General features: G+C 69.0%; 15 protein-coding genes. 8 read left to right on the plus strand and 7 right to left on the minus strand.

The genetic code is table 11. The features are described 5' to 3' along the window. The first annotated feature begins 24 nt into the window (after positions 1–24). The 3 genes from AC3EO7_RS00565 to AC3EO7_RS00575 all read left to right on the plus strand — a co-directional run bounded on the left by AC3EO7_RS00565 (position 25) and on the right by AC3EO7_RS00575 (position 2,671). Positions 25–498 (plus strand): hypothetical protein, encoded by a 474-nt coding sequence (locus tag AC3EO7_RS00565; protein ID WP_435590154.1) that lies wholly within the window; start codon positions 25–27, stop codon positions 496–498. Further along, positions 495–1,649, plus strand: a complete 1,155-nt coding sequence (locus tag AC3EO7_RS00570) for a WXG100 family type VII secretion target (RefSeq protein WP_435590155.1) — start codon at positions 495–497, stop codon at positions 1,647–1,649. Before AC3EO7_RS00565 ends, AC3EO7_RS00570 begins: the two co-directional genes overlap by 4 nt. A gap of 257 nt (positions 1,650–1,906) precedes the next feature. Continuing rightward, positions 1,907–2,671, plus strand: coding sequence for an ESX secretion-associated protein EspG (locus AC3EO7_RS00575; protein ID WP_435590156.1), 765 nt, complete (start codon positions 1,907–1,909; stop codon positions 2,669–2,671). A 261-nt stretch (positions 2,672–2,932) separates the two neighbouring features. Here the strand turns inward: AC3EO7_RS00575 and AC3EO7_RS00580 are convergent, their stop codons facing one another. The 3 genes from AC3EO7_RS00580 to AC3EO7_RS00590 all read right to left on the minus strand — a co-directional run bounded on the left by AC3EO7_RS00580 (position 2,933) and on the right by AC3EO7_RS00590 (position 6,500). After that, positions 2,933–3,604 (minus strand): hypothetical protein, encoded by a 672-nt coding sequence (locus AC3EO7_RS00580; protein WP_431972125.1) that lies wholly within the window; start codon positions 3,602–3,604, stop codon positions 2,933–2,935. A gap of 132 nt (positions 3,605–3,736) precedes the next feature. Next, entirely contained in the window at positions 3,737–4,381 is a 645-nt protein-coding gene (locus tag AC3EO7_RS00585) for a TetR/AcrR family transcriptional regulator (RefSeq protein WP_435590157.1), read from the minus strand. 79 nt (positions 4,382–4,460) lie between these two features. Next, positions 4,461–6,500, minus strand: a complete 2,040-nt coding sequence (locus AC3EO7_RS00590) for a CocE/NonD family hydrolase (protein ID WP_435590158.1) — start codon at positions 6,498–6,500, stop codon at positions 4,461–4,463. A gap of 505 nt (positions 6,501–7,005) precedes the next feature. On the opposite strand from AC3EO7_RS00590, the gene AC3EO7_RS00595 reads away from it, so the two are divergent. Next, positions 7,006–9,177 (plus strand): MMPL family transporter, encoded by a 2,172-nt coding sequence (locus tag AC3EO7_RS00595; RefSeq protein WP_435590159.1) that lies wholly within the window; start codon positions 7,006–7,008, stop codon positions 9,175–9,177. Here the strand turns inward: AC3EO7_RS00595 and AC3EO7_RS00600 are convergent. Genes AC3EO7_RS00600 through AC3EO7_RS00615 form a run of 4 tightly spaced genes read right to left on the minus strand, consistent with a single transcriptional unit; the run spans position 9,147 to position 15,034 of the window. After that, on the minus strand, positions 9,147–10,334 hold the full coding sequence (locus AC3EO7_RS00600) for a cytochrome P450 (RefSeq protein ID WP_435590160.1): 1,188 nt from the start codon (positions 10,332–10,334) through the stop codon (positions 9,147–9,149). The genes AC3EO7_RS00595 and AC3EO7_RS00600 overlap by 31 nt on opposite strands. Then, positions 10,331–12,256: an asparagine synthase (glutamine-hydrolyzing) gene (gene asnB, locus AC3EO7_RS00605; protein WP_435590161.1), complete on the minus strand. Its 1,926-nt coding sequence runs from the start codon at positions 12,254–12,256 to the stop codon at positions 10,331–10,333. The genes AC3EO7_RS00600 and asnB overlap by 4 nt, the downstream gene beginning before the upstream one ends. Position 12,257: 1 nt before the next feature. Beyond that, positions 12,258–13,646 (minus strand): wax ester/triacylglycerol synthase family O-acyltransferase, encoded by a 1,389-nt coding sequence (locus tag AC3EO7_RS00610; RefSeq protein ID WP_431972118.1) that lies wholly within the window; start codon positions 13,644–13,646, stop codon positions 12,258–12,260. Between the two features lie 8 nt (positions 13,647–13,654). Continuing rightward, a complete protein-coding gene (locus tag AC3EO7_RS00615; RefSeq protein WP_435590162.1) occupies positions 13,655–15,034 on the minus strand; it encodes a cytochrome P450 in 1,380 nt (459 codons plus the stop codon). A gap of 281 nt (positions 15,035–15,315) precedes the next feature. Between AC3EO7_RS00615 and AC3EO7_RS00620 the strand changes: the two genes are divergently transcribed. From AC3EO7_RS00620 to AC3EO7_RS00635, 4 genes are read left to right on the plus strand one after another with little or no spacing between them, the layout of a single operon-like run. After that, positions 15,316–16,353: a 3-oxoacyl-ACP synthase III family protein gene (locus tag AC3EO7_RS00620; protein WP_435590163.1), complete on the plus strand. Its 1,038-nt coding sequence runs from the start codon at positions 15,316–15,318 to the stop codon at positions 16,351–16,353. A gap of 5 nt (positions 16,354–16,358) precedes the next feature. Further along, positions 16,359–17,267, plus strand: coding sequence for a hypothetical protein (locus AC3EO7_RS00625; protein ID WP_431972115.1), 909 nt, complete (start codon positions 16,359–16,361; stop codon positions 17,265–17,267). Continuing rightward, entirely contained in the window at positions 17,264–18,982 is a 1,719-nt protein-coding gene (locus AC3EO7_RS00630) for a fatty acid CoA ligase family protein (protein ID WP_435590164.1), read from the plus strand. The genes AC3EO7_RS00625 and AC3EO7_RS00630 overlap by 4 nt, the downstream gene beginning before the upstream one ends. Then, positions 18,979–20,007: an NAD-dependent epimerase/dehydratase family protein gene (locus AC3EO7_RS00635; RefSeq protein ID WP_431972113.1), complete on the plus strand. Its 1,029-nt coding sequence runs from the start codon at positions 18,979–18,981 to the stop codon at positions 20,005–20,007. The genes AC3EO7_RS00630 and AC3EO7_RS00635 overlap by 4 nt, the downstream gene beginning before the upstream one ends. Positions 20,008–20,012 lie beyond the last annotated feature (5 nt).

Below are 20,012 nucleotides of genomic sequence, written 5' to 3' on the forward strand. Positions count from 1 at the left end.
AAACACGGGGGTGGAGTTCGATTCATGAGCGACGATCAAGGGCCGCGGCCTATGGCGAACCTGCTCAGCGCGGCGCGCGAGGGGTATGCGACTGTCGAGATGAAGCCGGAGGACTTCATCTATATCGATCGCGACTGCGAGTATTTCAAACGCGTAATCCGGCGCATTCAGACCGTCATGGATGGCGTGTCGAACCAAGAGCCATGGGGCCTGGGTGAAGGCAACAACAAATTGGTGTCGGCACAGACGGTTGTCAACCGCTTCAGGACGAAGGCCAAAGCGGCTGACGACGGCAACGCGGTTTGGGAAATCATGGAACAGCATTACCGCGTCGTGGAGGACATCCAGGAAGTGCACCGGATCGCCCGCGAGCGGATGATGCAGGCGGACAGTGACTTTGCCGCAGAGTTCAATCGATTGAACGAGACCTTGCCGGAGCGTCCTCCGGAGGGGCAAGTGCTCGGTCCGTTCATTCTGCCGGATGGGACGGCCAAATGAGCGGCTACGAGGGCACACGCATCCCCATCGGTGGTGAACATCCGCAGGGCTGGAAGCATCCCGAGATCAACGACGCCTTCAGCCCGCTGGACGTGACCAATGCGGTGAACCAGGCCCAGCAGTACTGGCAAGTGCGCAATCTGTGGGATCAGGGTCTACGGACTTTCGAACGCTCGATTCGAACTTCGATGTCGCAGGCTTGGTCCGGCCCGACAGCCGAGATGGCGAAGACGCGGATCCAGGAATACACGAAGAAAGCGGACGAGCTGACGCCCGTACTCGCGGAGATGTACACCCGGGTGCGTGATGCCGCCGATGCGATCGTCAACACCAAGAAGGCCCTTCCCGACCCCGTCGTGGTCACCTGGACATCTTGGCTGTGGCCTCCGAATCGGTGGGAGCTCCAGCGAGAACAGTCGCAGGAGGAACAGGCTGCGCAAGTGGCGATGGAGACGCACTACGTCAAACCGTTCGCCGACATCGACGGCAAGATTCCGGTGCTGCCCACGCCCGTGAGTCCCACCTCCTCGCTGGACATTTCGGCCCCACCACCTGGTGGCTACCCGAACGGCCCCGGACCAGGCCCTGGCGGCCCCGGCCCCGGCCCTGGTTCCGGCGTGCCGGGCGACACCGACGGCGACGGTATACCCGACACTCCGGGCGCGGAGCCGGCGGAAGGGGAGACCCCCGAGGACACGACCACCGACGACACCTCGACGAACCCGACCAGCACGACGACCACACCCGCCACCCAGACTCCGACGTCGACAACCCCGGCCGGAGTCAACCCGACCGACCCGAACCGCACGGTACCGAGCGGCGTCCCCTCCGGCCCAGGCTCGCCCGGCGGCCCGGGACCCGGCACCCCGGGCGTCCCGACACCACCGGGCATGGGCCGCAGTGTCCAGGGCGTGCCGACGGCGCCCGGCACGCAAAGCCCGGTGGGCGGTTTGGCGGCGGCGGGCAACCCGTCCACGCGCGGCATGGCCGGTATGCCGGGCATGGCCGCGCCGGGCGCGCGCGGCGGCAGCAAGGACGACGAGGAGCACAAGCTGCCGGAATATCTTGTCACGCAGGAGAACACCGACGAATTGCTCGGCGAGGTCCCGAGGACGATCCCGGGCGGCGTCATCGGTGGTGAAAACGACTGATACCGACCGGCGGTCCGCATGCTTCGCCATAGGGGGCGTGCGGGCCGAGACGGGCGGTGCATCGGGTGGAACGGTATTGCACGATGTTCAATGCTGAGCCGCACGTGTCAGCACGCTACGTGCCGAGCCCCCGTTCGCTGGGCGGCACGTGCCAGGCGCGCCGTGGCAAGCTCCGCTTGCTGGGCTCGGTGCTGAGCTTCGCGTGACCAGCAGGCGTGCGGGGCTTTGGGTGCCGGATCGGGAGATGAGGATAGTAAATGGCTGAATGGACCTGGGAAACAGACGATTTCGCGGCGCTCTGGCTGGGTGACGCGCATGATCGGATCCCAAGCCCGCTGCGCCACCTTAGCCAGTTCGCCTTCCGCGACGAGTTCGCCGCGCACCGCGACGCGGTCCGGCGGCGCTACTCCGCCGACGAACTCGACGAGATCCGCGCCGCCCTGCACACGCTGGGTGATTCCGAGTTCCGCATCGAAATCCTCGGCGGCAGTTGCAAACATCGCGCCAGCACCGGCCGCGATGACCTGCGCGAGTACCGGATCCTCGGCGCACGCGCCGGTCATCGCGCCGTCACGTTGACCCAGTACGGCACCGACAGCGAGCACGGCCCGATCCGCCTGCGCGCCTTCGACGCCGACCAGCTGCCCGCCCGTTTGGCGAAGTCGATTCCCGGCTGCGCACCCGGCGCCGAGAAACCCGCTACCTTCCACCCGGATGAACTCAGTCCCCGCCGCGACGGCTACCTCCAGGACAACGCCCGCAACACCCCGCGCGAGCGCTACCAGCGCCTCCTGGGCCGCCCCGCCGACGGCGGCGGCTCCGCCGTCCTGCTCACCGGCTCCCTGCACACCCCCGCCAAACCCCGCAATGTCCTGCAATGGCACGACATCTCCGGCGACGGCCGCTACACCGAGCTCCGCGGCGCCCACATCACCGTCCGCCCCACCGTCCCCGCCGAACTGACCACCCAGTTCGCCACCTGGATCAGCCGAGCGCTTGACCACCTCCGCGACGACGACTGATACCGCGTTACCGGCGATCGTTCGGTGCGACGGTGTTCTTCGCGCACCCCGCGCTTGCCGTGACCGCCTGTCCGCCGTGTGTTCCGGACCGGCGGAGAGGTGTGCGTCGGTCCGTGACAGTGCGCGGCAATGGTGTGCGCAGCGGCAGCCCGGCAACGCGCAGCCGGTCCAGTGCCCACGATGCGCGTCGTCGGCGTCCTGCCACCGCGCCCACGCCGCTAGGTCAAGCCGCGACAATCCATCCGAAGAATATCCACGGTGTCACGGCAGCTCGTCGAGTGCGGGGCGTGATTTCGGTCGATTGCCGATCAGGATCGTCACGCTGACCACCAGCACCCACGAGGGAAAGACCAGCGCCACCCAGAGATTGAGACTGAAGACGATCAGCAAGAGCAGCGCCAGCGGATAGGTGAGGAGGGGCAGCCAGCGCGGCATGATCCGGGTACGCAGGAAAATGGTGGCGAGGGTGATCATGAAGACCGCCGCCATCCGCACCGCGTAGACGTGGTTGATGCCCAGGACCACCTCACGTCCGAAGAAGAGGATTCCGTTCACGTCGAGATCCGAGCGTTGCGAGACCGCCAGAAGGCCTCCGGCGATCGCCGTCGAAACGGACGTGAAGGCGAGAAACAGGATCCCGCTGCCCAGCAGCACCGTCGAGAAGAACCGGTCCTCGAACCTGCCGAGACGGTCTCGAACAACGCCGATGAACCACAGGAACGCGATGCTCGCGAAAGGTGCGAGGAAGAATGCCGCACCGATCCTCCCGTCGTCTACGACCCGGGGAGATGCGGTGGACGGTGTAGGCGGCAGGGCGGTCCCCACCAGCACGATGACAGTCGCGAAAAGTGCGGCAAAGGCGATGCCGGCGACCGCCGCGGAGCGCGGCGTCCGCAGTGGGATGGACTCGACCTCACCGCGTGCTTCGGCCATGGACAGATCATTCCAGAAGTCCCGTCGCGGGACGGTTCATCGGACGTGTTCGCAGCCGGGCCGGGGTGGCGGGCTGGGGCGTGGAGTTCGAAACCGAGGGCAGCGGCGGCCATGCTCGCACAGCCGGTCCGACTACCGGCCCAATCCCTCCAGCACCGAGGTCACCACCGTGTGGGCGCTGTCGACGACATCGTCGAGGGGTTGGCGACAGTCGCCGAGGACCCATTGCTGGGCGATCATGAGCACGGCGCCGACCAGGCCGGTGGCGATGGTACGCAGGCGCGGGCGCGGCACGGATTCGATGTCGGTCAGCGGGGTGACCAGCTCCAGCAAGGTGTCGACGAAAGATCCGGTCACCTCGCGGTAGTCCGCGTCGACGGCCGAGCTGACGCCGAGTATTTCGAAGAACTCGATCCGCGCGATCCTCGGGTCTTCGGCGATGCCGCGGAAGAAGCCGGTCATCGCGCCGCGCACGGCGGTGTCGACGGTGCCGGGGCACGCGGCGGCTCCGTCGACGATGGACCGGCGCAGCCGGTCGGTGGCGACGGAGTACGCGGCGAGCAGCAAACTCTCGCTGCCGTCGAATGATTCATAGAAGTAGCGTTTGCCGACGCCGGCGCGCGCACAGACGGCGTCGATGGTGGTGTTGCGATAGCCCCGCGTGCCGAATTCCTCGATCGCCGCGTCGACGAGCCTGGCACGACGCTGCTGCTGACGCTGTTCGGGCCCGGCGCCCCGGTATTTGCGGCCCGGGGCGCCGAGGCCGGAAACGGTCACGCCACCATGGTGGCATCGCCTTCCGTGCGAGACAAACCACGCCGATCGGAGTGCTCGCCGGAGGGCGGTCACACTCCGCTCACCAGCCGGGATCGCCCTCGACCGGGATGTTCACCCAGCTGGGCTGGTCTGGGTCCAGTACGAGATGCTGTGGCATGAGTCCGCTTTCGTTCAGCAGCGGGCGCAGCGGGATGCTGCTGGGGAAGTTGCTCGCGAAGACGTCGATGCGGAGCCGATGCCCTGGCTGTAGCACGCCGTCGGTGGCGAAGAGCCCGATATCGAGCACGGTCGGCTGGCCGGGGACGACGGGTTCGCGGCTCGCCAGGGTCAAGATCGGGTAGGGATCGGTGTAGTCGCCGTTGGGGGAGCGGGTGGAGGCGGCCTCGTTCACCGCGCGCAGCGAGGCGGTGCGCTGGCCGGTCGTCCACACGGTGGAACGCCCGTCCGGCGCTACGTCATTCACGGTCACCGTCCAGTAGCCGTCCGTGGCGTCGAGGACGGTGTTCAGGTGGACGGCGAGCGGGCCGGAGATCTGGGTCGGCTGGTTCACCGGCGCCGTCGTGAAGGTCAGCGCGTTCATCTCGCTGATCCGCGCGTCTTCGGCGCAGATGTCCAGTGCCGAGACGATGCCCGCCGTCCCCTGCGCGGCATCGCGCGAGCACAAGCTGGACAGGCCGGGTGCGATCGTCAGCCGTGCGGGTCCGCCCGGCGCCATGCTCAGCGAGCCGTCGCCCGCGGCGGTCGGCGCGGTGCCCGACGGGACCGCGTTCAGGTACAGCCGCCGGTACTCCATCCCGGGGCGCGGGAAGGACGGGCTGTCGCTCCATCCGCCGCCCTGCTGCCACGACGTCACCTGGTCGTAGCCGTCGATGCCGTTGTCGATTCCCTTGAGCCACTTGTCGAACCACGCGCGCTGCAGGACGTCCAGGGACGGCGGCGCGCCGGGGTCGCCCATGCCCGCGCCGGTGGTGACGTGGTAGGTGTCGCCCATCACCAGCTTCTTCTGGCTGTCCGCGACATCGATGGCGTTGTACACCCGGGGCGAGGAATAGGTGAAGATGTCGTGCCAGCCGCCGTAGATGAAGGTCGGCGTCTGGATCCGCTCCGGATGCCCGACCCACGCGGTCCGCAGCGGGCTCTCGTCGTCGAGCACCGCCATCATGTCCGGTGGGATCTGGTCGATGTTCGGCGTGACCAGCGCCGCGATGACGGTGTTGAAGAAGGTGAACGGGTCGCGGATGCGGTCGGCCAGCCAGGTCCAGTCGAATCTGCCGGTCAGCACCGAGACCACGTCGGGAAGCAACTTCGTGGCATTGACCGCAAGCAGCCACTCGGGGATGAAACCGATGCCGAGCGCGCCGCCGGGCGCCGCGACGTCGCGAATGAGGTCGCTGCCGGGGACGATCGGGAAGATCGCCTGCAGTGCGGCGGGTCTGCGCTCGGCGGTCTGCAGTTGGTTGACGGCGGAATAGGAGATTCCGCTCATGCCGATCCGTCCGTTGGACCACGGCTGGTTCGCCGCCCAGTCCACGACCTCGGCGCCGTCCTGCTGTTCGCGATCGCCGAAGACCTGCCAAAGGCCTTGGGAGAAACCGGTTCCGCGCACGTCGACGACGACCTGCGTGTATCCGCTCTGGATCAGCTTGCGATCCACGCCGAAGGTCCGCGCCGCGCCGCCGGGCAGCGCCCGCATCAGATCGCTGAGCCCGCTCATCCCGAACGCCGAGAAATCCAGATTGCGCAGCACATGCATCAACGGGTCCGCGAGCCCGGGAATCGCCAGCGCGGAATCCGCCAGGTTCGCAACGAGTTTCGTGTAGGGCGTCAGGTTGACGACGGTCGGTGTCGGCTCCTGGATCGGCTGACCCGTCGCATCGGCGGGACGGTAGACGTTCGCCTTCAACACCGTGCCGTCGCTCATGGTGATCGGCACATCCCATTCGATGAAGACGTGCGGATATTGCGGCGGCGCATTGTGTGTGGCGATGAACTCGGCGTCGAGCCCGGCGCTCGCCGGCGTCGACTCGGCCGAGGGCGCGGACACCACTCCACCTGTTATCACGAGAAACGCGGACAGCGCTGCGGCTGCCACAGCGATCGGACCCCGACGTCTGATCATGCCTTGCCAAACCCTCCCGCAAAGAGGAACTACTTCGTTCCCATAAGTGAGGTAAAGGTAACGCACGCCACGATTCCGCGCCACCATGACCGGGCTCACATCGCGCCGCGCATTCCGGGACGCAGGGCCGCCCCGGTTCTGGAATCGCTGGGTGAAACATGCAGCGCGGCAACATCATCGATGCTGGTGCGCGATCGCCGTCGGTTTGCTGCGACTTCGTCTTCCCGAACAAGATCTGGCGCGAATGTTCTCCCGACTATGCAGTGACACCCCGCCGCCGCGCTGCGTACGGTGATTCACCGGCCCCCGCTCCGGGGGTGATCTCGTGGGCCGGGGAAGGACGCGGTGCGGTGGTAGGCGTTTCGGACCTGGGGTGTCTCGCGGCGGGCACGATCAGGCTCGAGGGGTGTGCCCGCCGATGAGCCTCGGCGCTGCCGAAGAGTTGCCCGCCGCTTCCGATTCGGAGCCCGTGCGACGCGATCCACTGTCGCACTGGACACGTCGCGTGACGACCCGTCCGCGCGTGGTGATCGCGGTCTGGTCGATCGTGCTCATTTTGTGTGCCGCGGGCTACCCACTGCTCGAATTACGCCTGCAGGCACCGGATCTCACCGTGGACCGCGCCGAATCGGTGGCGGTGCAACGTCTGATCGCCGCGCATTTTCCCGGCCTGCGGGCCGAACAGGCGCTGCTGGTGTTCGATTCCGGCACCGCGGTCGTGGACGCCCCCGAATACCGCGTCCAGATCGAGCGGGCCCGGCACGCCGTCGAATCGGTCGGGGGCGTGACGGTGCTCGCGGCACCCGGCGATCTCGGTGCGCGACAACTGGTCTCGGACGACCACCGCACCGCCCTTGCCGTCGTCGCCATCGAGGGCGACCAGTCGCACCGTGTCGACGTCTCCGGCGACGTGCAGGACGCGCTGTCCGCGCTGCCCGGCCGCGACGTGGTCCGCGTCGACCTCACCGGCTACACCGCGATCCAGAACGATGTGATCATCGCCGAACAGGCCGATGCGCGCCGCGCCGAATCCCTCGGCGTTCCGGTGGCTTTCGTGCTGCTGACCCTGGCGCTCGGCGCGGTGTCCGCGGCGTTGCTACCGATCCTCATGGCCGTAGCCGGGCTGCTGACGTGCACCGGCGTGCTGCTGCTCGCCAGCACCGTGACCTCCGTCGACCCCCTGATGCTGTCCATCGCAAGCATGATCGGTCTCGGCGTGGGCATCGACTACGCCCTGTTCGTGGTGAGCAGGTTCCGCGAGCAGCTCTCGGCGCGCGCAGTGACCTCGCGCGCCGACACCGACGCGATCCGCGCCACCGTCACCGCGACCATGGCCACCACGGGCGGCATGGTCCTGGCCTCCGGCTCGGTCGTGATCGTGTCGCTGGCGTCGCTGCTCGTGGTGCCCGCCGGGGTTTTTCGCGGCATCGTGCTCGGCGTCGGCGTATCCGTGGCGGCGGCGATGCTGGCCGCCGTGACCCTGCTGCCCGCCGTCCTCACCGAGCTCGGCCCGGCCGTGAATCGCTGGCGCGTGCGCGGCCGGAGCGTCGACTCCGACGACAGCGACGCCGCCCGCCGGTGGGCGCGCCGGGTGATGCGCAGGCCCGTCGTATTCGGCCTGGCCGCCGCGGGCTTGCTGGTCGTGGCTTCGCTGCCGCTGACCGGCCTGCGCACCGGATTCGACCTCGGCATCTCATCGCTGACCGAGTACCCCTCCGGTGTCGCGGCGCACACCGTCGCGGAGAAGTTCCCGCCCGGCATGCTCTCGCCGATGGAGTTCGTCGCCACGGGGCCCGACCGCGGTCCGCTGGACCCCGAGGCGGCGAGCACCGTGCAAGGCTTCGCCGACGAGCTGCGCGCCGATCCCCGCGTCGCCGCCGTGCTGGCGCGGCAGTCGGACGGCCGCGTCCACCTGACCGTCGTGACCCGCACGCAGATCGACTCGGCCGCGGGCTCGGATCTGGTCGCCGAACTCGACGCGCGGGCGCGCACGCTGGCCGCGTCGGCCCCGAACCTGCGGATCACCGCGGGTGGCGCGCCCGCCGGTCTGCTCGAGATCAGCGACGCGGTTCGCGGCGCCTACCTGCTCGTCGTGGCGATCACGGTGCTGTGCGCGCTCGCTCTGCTGGTGGCGGTCTTCCGCAGCGTCGCCGTGCCGGTCAAGGCGGTCGCGGTCAACCTGCTCGCTACGGCGGCCGCGCTCGGCATCACGGTCGCGGTGTTCCAATGGGGCTGGGGCGAAGCGCTTTTCGGCTTCGAGAGTCCGGGATTCCTCCAGGTCGTGATGCCGCTGATCGTGTTCGTGATCCTGTTCGGCCTCTCGATGGACTACGAGGTGTTCGTCATCCGCCGGATCAGGGAGAACTGGGACTCGACTGCGCCGCGCGCCGCGACCGACCCGGCCGCCGCCAACCAGGACGCGGTCGTCGACGGGATCGGCGCCACCGCCAAACCCGTCGCGGTCGCCGCCGCGATCATGGTGGTGGTGTTCGCCTGCTTCCTCACCGCGAGCACCCTGGAGCTGAAGCAGCTCGGCTTCGCGCTGGCCGTCGCGGTCCTGCTCGATGTGGTCGTCGTGCGACTGGTGCTGGTACCGGCGACCCTGCGGCTGCTCGGCCGCTGGAACTGGTGGTTGCCCGCCCCGCGTCAGCGCAAGCGGATGTCGAGCCTGCGGTAGAGCGGGACGAACGCATTGAACCGGTAGCGGCGGCGGGTGATCTCCCACGGGCGGCCCGCCGCGAGCAGCGTCTCCAGGAAGCGCGTCAGCTGCACGTGAGTGAGCGCCGCGCCGAGGCAGAAGTGCTTGCCGCCGCCGAACCACAGCTGCCGCGTCTGCGGCACATAACCCAGATCGAGGTCGAACCGGCCGACGGAATTGTCGATGTACCAGGTCATCACCTTGACGCGGTCGCCTGCGCGCAACTGCCTGCCGCCGAGTTCGACGTCGCCGACGACGCCCCGCCCGACGACCGGCATCGAGCTCGTCACCCGCAGCCCCTCCCGGATCGCGTCGGGGATCCGGCCCGCGTCGGCCAGCAGCCGATGCTGGTCGCCGGTGTCGTGCAGCAACGCGACCAGCCGCCCGATGGTGCTCGCGAGGGTGACGGTCCCGGCCACCACGAGCAGCACGGTGAATCCCCGGGTCTGCTCGAGCGTCAACCCTGTGGCGCGGCAGCGTCCGATGACGGTGCCTGCGTCGGCCGTGTCGTAGACGTGCTCGACGTTCTCGCCGATCAGTGCGGCCAGCTCGTTGCCCTTGCGTCGATTGCGCGAGGGGACGACGGTCGTCGCCCAGTTGCCCTTGCCCAGATCGGCCAGCCGTTCCATGGCCGCGAAGAGGTCCAGATACGGTGTGTCGGTACCGGTTTCGCGCGGCAGACCGGCCACGTCGACCATCGTGCGCGCCGTGAACACCCGGCCGAACTCGGCGATGTCGACCGTCCGCCCCGCGGCCAGATCGGTGCGCAGCCGCTCGAGCTGCGCGCCCGTCGACTCCTCGACCAGGTGTTCGGACGCGGGCCTGCTGAACAGATCCCCGAGCCCCACGCGCAACCGCTGATGCTCGGGACCCTCGAATCGTTCGGCGCCGAAGTCGCCCAGCATCTGTGACCACCAGTGCCCCGACGCGCCGTCCGTCGCGATGCTGAAATGCTCGCTGTCGCGGTGAACGCGGCGCGCGAGTTCCGGATCCGACACCACCCAGCCGAATTTCGGCACCCTGCGGAGGGGGCGGGTGACGGCCCCGAGCGGCGCGAGCAGCGCCAGGCCCGGCTGGGCGGCGGCGTGCAGTGCGAGTTCGTGCCATTCGGCGGCACGCGGCCGTGTCACGGTCATGTCCGGGCTCCCGCGATCGCGTCGGCGGTGAAGCGATCGGCGCTGAACTGGTCGACCACGAGGTGGGTGCACAGGATCGCCATCGCCGCCCATTCGGCGGTGACGCCGTCCCAGGTGCCTGGCCGGTCCACGGCCGTGCGCCAGATCCGTTCCGTCGCTTCGGGATCGAACAGCCCGTAGCGTCGCGCGGCGGCACGGGAGAGATGGTCGGCGGCCAGCTCCGCGCCCGGCCCGCTGAGGTACCACGGGCCGACCGGTGTCATGAAGGGTTTCTTGCGCCGCCGCACGATCCGCTTGGGCAGCACGTCGGCCACCGCCCGCTTGAGCACATACTTCTCGGTGCCGAGGCGCATGAGCATGCGCGGGTCGAGCTCGGCGCAGACGTCCAGGACATCGCGGTCGAGGAACGGCACCCGCACCTCGATGCCGTGCGCCATGCCGAGCCGGTCGGAGATCGGTAGCACCCAGTGCGGCAGGCGGGTGTGGAATTCGAAATGCATCTGCCGGTGCAGCGCGCTGTGTTCCGGCGGGCGGGGCAGCGCCGATGGCTCGGGCAGCTCGGCGAGCACGGCGGGCCGCGCCGTACCGGACAGCGCGCTCCACAGATACATCCACGGCGGCATCTGCCCGTACCGTTCGGTGTATTGCCCACGCTGCGTGGAGATCTCGACGATGTGGCGGTCGATGCCGCTCGGTGCGCCGATCCACTTCGTCGCCTGCCGCCACACCAGCGGTCGCAGCGCGTCCAGCCGCAGGGCCTCCAACCGCGAACTCAGCCGCATCAACCGATAGAAGTCGTAACCGGCGAGCAGTTCGTCCGAGCCGTCGCCGCTCATCGCCACCTTGAGTCCTCGGTCTCGGGCGAGCGCGGTCAGGTCGAGGAAGGGGGAGGCGACGCCGCCGTACCAGAACGGAGACTCGAAGTGCCACATGCTCTTCGGCAGCAGCTCGCAGACACGGGCTCCGGTGATCTCGGCTTCCACGTTCGGCACCCGCAACGACCGGGCGACCAGCCGCGACATCTCGGTCTCGTCGTGGATCGCGCCGGACAGCCGCACACTGAGCGTGGTCAGCGGCGCGTCGCAGCGCTGGGCGGCGATGGCGGCGATGGCGGACGAGTCGAGCCCGCCGCTGAGCGCGACGCCCGCGTCCACCTCGTCGGGGACGCGCTTGGCGACCGCGGCGGTGAACCGCTCGCCGAACGCCTCGATCGCCGCGCGCCCGGTGAGCAGCGGCGCGTCCGGGTCCGCGCGCTGGAAGACGCGGAAATACCGTCGGCTCCGGAGGCCGTCGGCGTCCGCGGTGAGGACGGTGCCGGGTTCCAGGTCGCGCACGTCCCGCCAGAACGTGCCCGGCGCGATCGTGTGCCCGTAGAACAGGCAGTCGCTCAGCCCCTGCCGGTCGATCTCGGGTGTGCAGGCGCGGGAGGCGAAGATGCCCTTGATCTCCGACGCGAACGTCAGGCGAGTGCCGCGCACGTGGTAGAAGAGCGGTTTGACCCCGACGCGGTCGCGGGCCAGCGTCAGACGGCGCCGGGTGGCATCCCAGATCGCGATGCCGAAATCGCCGTCCAGGTGTTCGACGAACCCGTCCCCGTACTCCTCGTACAGGTGCGGGACGACTTCGGCGTCGCTGTCGCTGCGGAACCGGTGCCCACGCGCCGCCAGGTCGCGGCGCAACGCCTTGTGGTTGTAGATCTCGCCGTTGAGCAGCGCACGGACCGAACCGCTCTCGTCGGCGGTCGGCTGCGCGCCGTGCCGCACGTCCACGATGGACAGGCGCTGGAACCCCAGCGCGGCATGCCGGTCGTTCCAGGTGGCGTGGTCGTCGGGGCCGCGGTGGCGCAGCACGGCGCACATCGCGGCGAGCGGGCCGGGGTCGACCGGCGCTTCAACGTCGACGATGCCGCAGATGGCGCACATGTCAGTCCTGGCCGACCGCGGCAGGCGGCGCGAGCAACCCGTCCAGTTCGGCGACGGCGGCGTCCAGCGCGGCCGTCAGATGCTCGATCGGCGGCAGTTTGCCGGCGGCGCCGAGCACGCCGATGAACAGCTCGTCGCGGTAGCCGAAGCAGGTGAAGTTCAGCGCATTGCCGTGCATCAGAAGGGATATCGGATACATCGCGTCCAGGCGAGCGCCCTCCCAGAACAGCGTTTCCCGTGGCCCCGGAATATTGGAGATCCCCATGGGGTGCGAGGACGGAGCCGACCGGATGCCGAGCAGCAGCGCGAAGACCCACGGGAAGGTGGTCGCCAAGCCGTAGCCGATGACCGCGCCGGGCGACATCGCGCCCATGTGCCGCTTGGCGGCGTCGATCGCGTCCTTGACGGCGGCGAGACGCCGCACCGGGTCCTCGACGTCGGTCGCCAGCGCCGTGAACATCAGCCCCGCGCGGGTGCCCACCCGCTGGTCGCCGTCGCGCAGATCGGTCGGCACACCGGCGGTGAGCGGACGGTCGGGCAGTTCGGCGTGATCGGCGAGGTAGCCGCGCAACGCCGTGGCGACCAGATACAGCACCAGATCGTTGACGGTGCAGTCCGCCGCGCGCGCCAGTCGTTTGATCTCGTCGAGCCGATAGCGGCGCAGCGAGAGGTCGCGCGCGCCGGTGATCGGACCGTCGAGGACGGAGGGCGGCTGCCGGTAGGTCTGCTGCGCGGTCGACTGTCCCTTCTTGCGCCGCAGCGCATCTCGCGCCGCCCCGCCGATCCCGGACAGTATCGCGAAGAATCCGTACACCGCCGTGCGCAGCGCGCGGATCCGGCTCGTTCGCGCCGGAGCGAGGTCGGTCTCGGGACCGATCGTGAAGAAGGGCGGCAGATCGCGCGCCCGCGCGTCGGGGGACAGACCGCCGGTGATGACGCGCACCAGCGAAACGCCGTCCAGCAGACTGTGATGCGTCTTCAACACCACGGCGAACCGGTCCTCGGACTGTCCCGTCACGAAATGCAGCTCCCACGGCGGCTTGCCCAGGTCCAACTGCTCGCGGTGGATGCGCGTCACAAGGTCGACCAGTTCGTCGCGGCCGGTGCCCGCGGGCAGCCGCCACGTCCTGATGTGGTCGGCCGGGTCTATCTCATCGACTTCCCGCACCAGGGCGAGGGATTGGCCGAGGCGGCCGCGCACCGGCCGCAGATTCCACGGCGCCGGAGCGGTGAAAGGGGCGGCGTGCCGCGCGTGCCAGCGGCGGACGAAACTCTCGGCATCGCCTTCGGGACAGTGGAATTCCATCAGGAACGCCACATGCATCGGCATCTCCGGCGACTCCAGCGACAACCAGGTCGCGTCGGTCGCCGACAAGCGCTTCACCGCCATATCGGCTCCTATCCTTCGAATTCGCGGTCGGCCGCCGGTCGTGGCGCGAGGTCGAGCCGCAGGCCGACCGGGATCACGGCGAAATGGAAACGGTCGTCGGGCGGCGGCACACCGTCCGGGAGCCGGAAATCGAAAGTGCGGCAGGCCATCGCGGCCACGCTCTTGACCTCCAGCATCGCCAGGCCGCGCCCCGGGCAGAACCGCGGCCCCGACCCGAAGGGGATCGCGACGTCGGGGCGGTGCGCCCTGCTGTCGGCGTCGCGCAGCCACCGTTCGGGGTCGAATCGCTGCGGATCGGCGAAATATTCCTCCTGGAGACCCGGATACCGCACGTTGACCAGCACCCACGTGCCCGCGGGCAGCGCGACATCGCGCAGCACGGTGTCGTGCACGGCCTCCATGAGCAGCAGGGGAGTGGTGGGTTGCAGCCGCATCGACTCGGCGACAACGGCTTCCAGATAGGGCTGACGCTCCAGCGCCGACGGGATCCGCGCGACTTCCTCTCGGATGCGTTCCTGCGCTTCGGGTTCGGAGGCCAGGTGGTAGAGCAGCCACGCCGCGGCATTGCTCGTGGTGTCCTGCCCGGCGATCAGGATCGTCAGCGCCTCGGCGAAGAGTTCGTCGTCGGTGAACGATTCGCCGCCGTCGTGGGCGAGCAGGAATGCCTCGATGAAGTTCGTCGGCTGTTCCGGCGCGGTCGTGCGCGCACGGGCGATGACCGCGTTCACCTCGGTGCGCAACGCTTCCAGCGCCCGGTCCAGCGCGTGATCGGCGGGCAGCTTGACCCAGCGCCAGTAGGGAAGCGGAATGTTCAAGCGGCGGTTGAGCATCGGGAAGACGTGCTCGAGGTGCTGCTGGATGACGTCGCCGGACTGCTCGAGGGTGTTGATGTCGTAATCGAAGGTGAGCTTGGCGGTCACGTCCACGGTGTAGCGGGTCAGGTCGGCGCGCACGTCCTCGGGTGCCGACGCGAGCCAGCGCCGCCGGAGCCGCTCGGTGATCTGCTCGAGCGTGGTGTGGAACCGCGTGAGATGGGCGGCGTTGAAACCGGGCATGGCCAGCCGCCTGCGCCGCCGCCACGCGTCGCCCTCGGAGGAGAACAGCCCGTTGGAGCCCATCTCGCTCATGATCGACTCGATCGAGGACTGCCGCCGGTAGGTCCCCGGCCGCTGCCGCAGGATCTCCTTGCTCAGTTCGGGATCGCCGACCACGACCAGTCGCCTGCCCGGCATGCTCAGCCGGTAGACGGGGCCGTATTCCGCGCACCAGCTGTCCACTTGCCGGTGCAGCCGGGTCGGGGTGAGCTGCGGGAGGTTGCCCAGCACCGGCCAGCCGTCCGGGCCGGGGAGATCGAGGAGCGACATCGGTGCGCGGAGCGGGGCGGACACCGGGCCGAGCCTAATCACGAATCGAGGGCCCGGCGCAATCGGCGACGGCAATTCATCGCGGGAAACCAGCTTCGTGCCGAATATTTGTCGCGAAGTAGCAACGCGCACACATCGATTGGTGATCCCCCTCACCGATCGGCGGCCGAAGTGGACCGCTGTCGCGGTCTGGTCGTAGTGTCACAATCATCCGGTCGAGTCCGGGTTTTCCGTTGCCCCCCTGCTGTATCGGCGCCGTGTCGCTCCATTTCTGTGGTAGTCGCGGCCCTCGGAGGAAATCTCGTATGAATCGCTCTCGAATACGCGCGCTCGGGGCCGCTCTCCCTTCCGGAGAATTCACCACGAACGAAGTGCTCGACCGCATGTCGAGCGGCGGCGAGTTCGACGTCGAACGCATTACCGGTATCGCACACCGGCATATGGTCGACCGCACCGAGGAAGACACCCTGACATTGGGTGTCGCCGCGGCACTCGACTGCCTGGCCGGCTCCGGGTACGACCCCGCCGATCTGGATGTGATCATCTGCGGCGGCACCACCGTGCACGACGGGTTCCGCATGGTGTTCGAGCCGTCCGCCGCGGGGGAGATCGCCCGCCGCATCGGCGCGGTCAACGCCACCGGCTATGACGTCGCCAACGCGTGCGGCGGCACCATGACCGGTGTCTACCTGCTGGACAACCTGATTCGGGCCGGGGTCGTCCGGACCGGCATGGTGGTGACTCCCGAGGTCATCTCGCCGGTCACCGAGGGCGCGCTGGCCGAGGCGGTGGACGCCCGCGATCCCCAGTTCGCGGCGCTGACCCTGGCCGACGCGGCCGTCGCGGTGGTGCTCGACCGCGCCGTCGACGACGACGATGCCGTCCACTACATCGACATGATCACCTGCGCGGAATACTCCGGCCTGTGTATCGCGAAACCCAGCGGCACCACCGAGAACATGATCATGTTGACCGACAACCTCACCATGCAGGCGGCGCCGCGGCGCGAAACATGGGCGAAATTCCATCGTGACGTATTGGCCAAGAAAGGCACGACCTTCGCCGCCGAAGGCTTCGACTACATCATTTTCCATCAGCTCGGCGTCGGGTTCACCGAGAAACTGGCGGAGTCGGGCAGCAAGATCCACGACGTACCGATGCCGCCTCGGCTCGCGTGCGTCGAAAAGTACGGAAATACCGGCGCGAGTACACATTTCCTGGTGCTGCACGACTATCTGTCCCGCGGCCTGATCGAACCGGGTTCGAAGATCTGTTTCGTGCCGACGGCGTCGGGAATGGTTTTCGGCGTCCTGTCGGCGACCATCGGTGAGTTGGTGAAGTGAACGTGGTGACCATTCTGCGGAATTCGGCGGTGAGCGACGATCCGGCGCTCGGCTCGATCGGCCACGCGGTCGCGGCGGCGCGGGAGTGCCTGGCCGGGGCGGGCCTGTCGGCGGCGGACGTGGACGTGCTGGTGAACGTGGGCGTGTACCGCGACGCCAACATCGTGGAGCCGTCCAACGCCGCGCTGATCCAACGCGAGCTCGGCATGCATCTCGACTACGAATCCGGCTCGTCCCGGCCCGGGTTCTCCCTCGACCTGCGCAACAGCTCCTGCGGCGTGCTGAACGCACTCCAGGCCGCGAATGCGTTGCTGGCCAACGGCACCGCCGAGCACGTCCTCATCGTCGGCAGCGACGCCCACCCCGGCGGCCGGGCGGACGCCGCCGACTTCCCCTATGCCACCGTGGGCGGTGCGTTCCTGGTGACGAACGGCATCGACGACGCGAGCGGCTTCGGCGCGGTGCACTTGCAGCCCGCGCCGCGTCCGGACGGCGCACACCCCGGCGTGGCGGGGTACCTCGATCTGAAGGCGATGGGCCACGACGGCGCGCGCACGATCACCGTCGACGTCGCCGGCGATTTCGCCGAGCAGGTCACCGGTGTCGCGCGCACGGCGGTGCGGAACTATCTCGCGAATCATCCTGATCTGGAACCGGATTCGACGGTCCTCGTCACCAACGATCCCGCGCCGGACTTCGCGGCGACGCTGGCCGCCGATTTCGGCTTCGCGCGTCACCACCAGGCCGACGCCGGAGCGAAGAACGCCGGGAGCTCCGGTCTCATCATCGCCTACCACCAGCTGATCCGCTCCGGCGTCGTCGGCCAGGGTGACCGGCTGCTGCTCGTCGCGGGAGGGTCGGGGCCGACCGCGGGCTGTGTCGGTTACCGGGTGCCCGCCGGCGGTGCCGAGTGACGCGCGCCGTCGGATACGAGGACCCGAACGCCCTGCTCGAGCGCCGGATCGCGGAAGGGGCCGACAGGCCCGCCCTCAGCTACCCGACCCGCTCGGACGCGGCGAAGGCCGAGCGCGGCGCCGACCTGCGGTTCGCGGACATGACCTACGCCGAGCTCGGCCGCCGCGTCCGCTCGTACGCGGCGGGCTTCGCCAGGATCGGTATCACCGAGGGCGTCAAGACCATCGTGCTCGTGCGGCCCGATCCGGACCTGTTCGCGGTGTTGTTCGCGCTGTTCCGGGTCGGCGCGGTGCCGGTCGTGGTGGATCCCGGCATGGGTGTGCGCCGCATGCTGCACTGCTTCCACAGCGTCGGCGCGGAGGCGTTCATCGGGATCCCCGAAGCGCACCTGGTGCGACTGGCCGCGCGGCGCACCTTCGGCTCGATCCGCGTGCATGTGACGGCGGGGCGGTCGTACTGGGGCGGTCACAGCCTGCCCGATCTGTGCGACGAGCCGGAAATCCCTGCGGCCGAACACGATCCGGACGACCTGTTCATGATCGCCTTCACCACCGGCAGCACCGGACCGGCCAAGGGTGTCGAGTTCACCAGGTCGGGCTTCGCCGCCGCTCTCGACGTCGTCGCCGAACTGCACGATCGCCCAACGGGATTCGTTTCGCTCACCTCGGTGCCCCTGTTCGGGCTCTTCGATCTGCTGCAGGGCGCGCATGTGGTGCTCGGCCCGGTCGACCCGGTACGGGTGTCGAAGGCGAATCCCGCGCTGCTCACCGAGGTGGCGCGGTCCTTCGGCGCCACCGACCTCACCGCCTCGCCCGCCCTGCTGACCCGGCTCGGTGAGCATTTCGCCGAAACCGGCGAGTCGTTGCCCGACATCGCCCGGGTCATCTCCATGGGCGCACCGGCGAATCTGGTCGCGTTGGAACGTATCCGGGCCGCCCTCGGCGTCGAAGCCAGGGTGTTCACCACCTACGGCGCCACCGAGGCGCTGCCGCTGACCACCTTGGAATGGTCCGAGCTGGTCGAGACGCGCGCCGCGACCGCCGAGGGCGCGGGCGTGTGCGTCGGCCGCCCGCTGCCGGAGAGCGGCGGCGCGACCCTGATCCGGATCATCGGCGCCACCGACGAGCCCATCGCCGACTGGGAGGAGAACCTGGTGCTGCCCGCCGGGCAGATCGGCGAGATCGTCGCGAGCGGACCGCAGGTCAGCAGCGCCTATCACCGCAATGCCGCCGCCGACAAGCGGCACAAGATCGACGAGCGGCTGCCCGACGGCGGCGTCCGGCGCTGGCACCGCACGGGCGACCTGGCGCGCGTGGACGAATCGGGCCGACTGTGGTTCTGCGGGAGGCTCTCCCAGCGTGTCCGGGCTGCGGGCGGTGACATGTACACGGTGCGGTGCGAGCAGATCTTCAACACCCATCCGGACGTCGCCAGGAGCGCACTGGTCGGCGTCGGCGCCCCGGCCGAGCAGATCCCGGTGCTGTGCTTCGAGCCCGCCGCGGATCTCACGCCCGCCGAACTCACCCGTGTGCGGCGTGAACTGTGGGCCATCGCACAGAGCAATCAGGCGACCGAGCGCATCCGGACCTTCCTGCCGCACAGCGACTTTCCCGTCGACATCCGGCACAACGCGAAGATCGGGCGGGAGCGGCTGGCGCGATGGGCCTCGGATCAGCTCGGATTCCCGCGAACGAAGGAAGGAACGGACCGATGAAGGTTCTCGTCACCGGCGCGACCGGATTCCTCGGCAGCCACCTCGTCGATGCCGCCACCGGCGCGGGCGACGAGGTGCGGGCGCTGGTCCGCGTGGGCAGCGACCTCGGCTATGTGTCCGGCGTGCCCGGACTCGAGACCGCCGTGGGCGATCTCGGCGACGTGGACTCGCTGCGGGCGGCCTGCCACGGCGTGGACGTCGTCTATCACAGCGCGGGCCTGGTGTCGGAAGTCGGTGCGCGGGAACAGTTCTGGCAAGCGAACGTGGAGGGCACCCGGAACCTGATCGCGGCCGCTCGCGACGCGGGAGTATCGCGGTTCGTGTACGTCAGCAGCCCCTCGGTCGCCACCTCCTACGAGACGGACCGCTTCGGCATCGACGAGTCGGAGCCCTATGTCGACGCGCCCAAGAGCCTCTATGTCGCGACGAAGGTGGTGGCCGAACAGTACGTCCTCGCGGCCGACTCGCCCGGCTTCACCACGTGCGCGCTGCGTCCGAGGATGATCTGGGGCCCGCGCTCGGCCGGGTGGATGAGCCTGCTGCTGCGCAAGCTGAAAAGCGGTCGGCTGCCGGACCTTTCGGGCGGACGCCGGGTCATGGCGTCGATCACCTACTGCGAGCACGCGGCCGCCGCGTGTCTGCAGGCCGCCCGTTCCCCCGAGGTCGCCGGAAACGCGTATTTCCTGGCCGATCCCGAGGACATCGACCTGTGGGAGTTCGTCCGCGATCTGGCTGTCGCGCTCGACCTGACCCCGCCGACCCGCACCGTGCCCGCACCCGTGCTGGACGCGGCGATCGCCGTCTTCGACACCATCTGGCGTATTCCCGCCGTCAAGGAACGGTGGGCGCCCCCGCTGTCGAGTTGGACGACGGCGGCGTTGACCGTCTCCAGCACCTACGACACCTCCGCCGCCCGTAAGGATTTCGACTACAACCCGACCGTCTCCCGCGCGGAGGGCCTGGCGCGCTACGTCGAGTGGGTGCGCTCGGTAGGCGGCGTCGACGCCGTCCTGGCCCGCGGCTGAACGAA

It is taken from the genome of Nocardia sp. bgisy118, from assembly GCF_057708605.1.